General features: G+C 35.5%; 2 protein-coding genes. One reads left to right on the forward strand and one right to left on the reverse strand.

What is annotated here, in order from left to right; translation table 11 throughout:
• The coding region (locus ABT186_RS47710) for a recombinase family protein (protein ID WP_350802177.1) at positions 1-207 on the reverse strand (207 nt) is incomplete at its 3' end.
• A 92-nt stretch (positions 208-299) separates the two neighbouring features.
• Here ABT186_RS47710 and ABT186_RS47715 point away from each other — a divergent pair.
• Positions 300-1,411, forward strand: a protein-coding gene (locus ABT186_RS47715) for an IS3-like element IS981 family transposase (RefSeq protein WP_351930696.1) whose coding sequence is annotated in 2 segments (ribosomal slippage) — positions 300-516 and positions 516-1,411 — 1,113 coding nt in all. Because the reading frame shifts where the segments join, the coding sequence is not laid out codon by codon here.
• Positions 1,412-1,461 lie beyond the last annotated feature (50 nt).

The following is a 1,461-nucleotide window of genomic DNA, read 5'->3' on the forward strand; positions in this document are numbered from 1 at the left end:
GTTCCTGGCTAATCGGTCTAACTTTGTCACAATTAAAGTGTCACCATCCTTTAACTTTTTAAATACTAGATTAAATTGTGGACGTTCGACATTAGTTCCAGTAAACTTTTCTTGGAAAACTTCTTCTGCTCCTGCTTCTTTCAGAACTTCAATTTGAGATTCTAATTTTTGTTCAAAAGTACTGACACGTGCATACCCAATTTTCATATTTTGACCTCTATTAATAACCCTAAGTTGTGAGTGATGTTATCCTTAAATCTTAGAGTCACTATTGTATAATTTAGACAAAGGACAAAAACATGCAAAAACGCTACTCAAAAGAATTTAAAGAAACCCTTATCGCCTTCTATCATTCTGGTCAATCCGTCACCCAGCTGTCTAAAGAATACGACGTGGCCCCTGCAACAATTTATAAATGGATAGACCTCTACTCTAAATCTAATGAAAGCTCCGTCTCTAAAGCTGATTTTCTAGAATTAAAAAGACAACTGGCTAAAGTTAAGGAAGAACGAGACATCTTAAAAAAAGTATTGACCATATTCGCCGAGAAAAAGAAGTGAGTGCTGCGGATATGGCTCAAACCATACAAACTTTAGCACTCAATGTCAGACTAAGCTGTCAACTCCTTGATGTTCCTGAATCAAGTTATTATGAACGGATTAACCGACATCCATCTAAAACTCAATTAAGGAGACAATACCTGTCACTCAAAATGTCTCAACTCTTCAATGCTAACCGAGGAATCTATGGTGCTCCTAAAATTCATCATCTTCTACTTAAACAAGGGGAAAAAGTCGGGTTAAAACTGGTACAGAAGCTAATGAAGCAACTTCAACTCAAGTCTGTAGTCATTAAGAAATTTAAGCCTGGATACTCACTAAGTGATCACATCAATCGAAAAAATCTCATACAGACTGAACCTACAAAGAAAAATAAGGTTTGGTCAACCGACATTACTTATATTCCTACTCAACAAGGATGGGCTTATCTCTCAACCATTATGGATCGTTATACTAAAAAAGTCATTGCTTGGGATTTGGGCAAGCGAATGACTGTAGAATTAGTGCAAAGAACTTTAAATAAGGCCATTAAATCACAAGACTATCCAGAAGCTGTTATTCTTCATTCTGACCAAGGAAGCCAGTATACGAGTCTAGAGTATGAAGAGTTGCTTAAGTATTATGGGATGACTCACTCTTTCAGTCGAAGGGGATACCCTTATCATAATGCCAGTCTTGAATCTTGGCATGGACATTTAAAAAGAGAGTGGGTGTATCAATTTAAATATAAGAACTTTGAAGAAGCCTATCAGAGTATTTTCTGGTACATCGAAGCCTTTTATAATTCAAAACGAATCCATCAAAGTTTAGGGTATCTTACACCTAATCAATTTGAAAAGGTAAGTGCTTAAAATAAATAGATTAAAATTCTACGTTTGTTACTCTAAAAACTTGACTTAAC

Source organism: Streptomyces sp. NPDC001634 (assembly GCF_040298185.1).
Classification (GTDB): domain Bacteria; phylum Actinomycetota; class Actinomycetes; order Streptomycetales; family Streptomycetaceae; genus Streptomyces.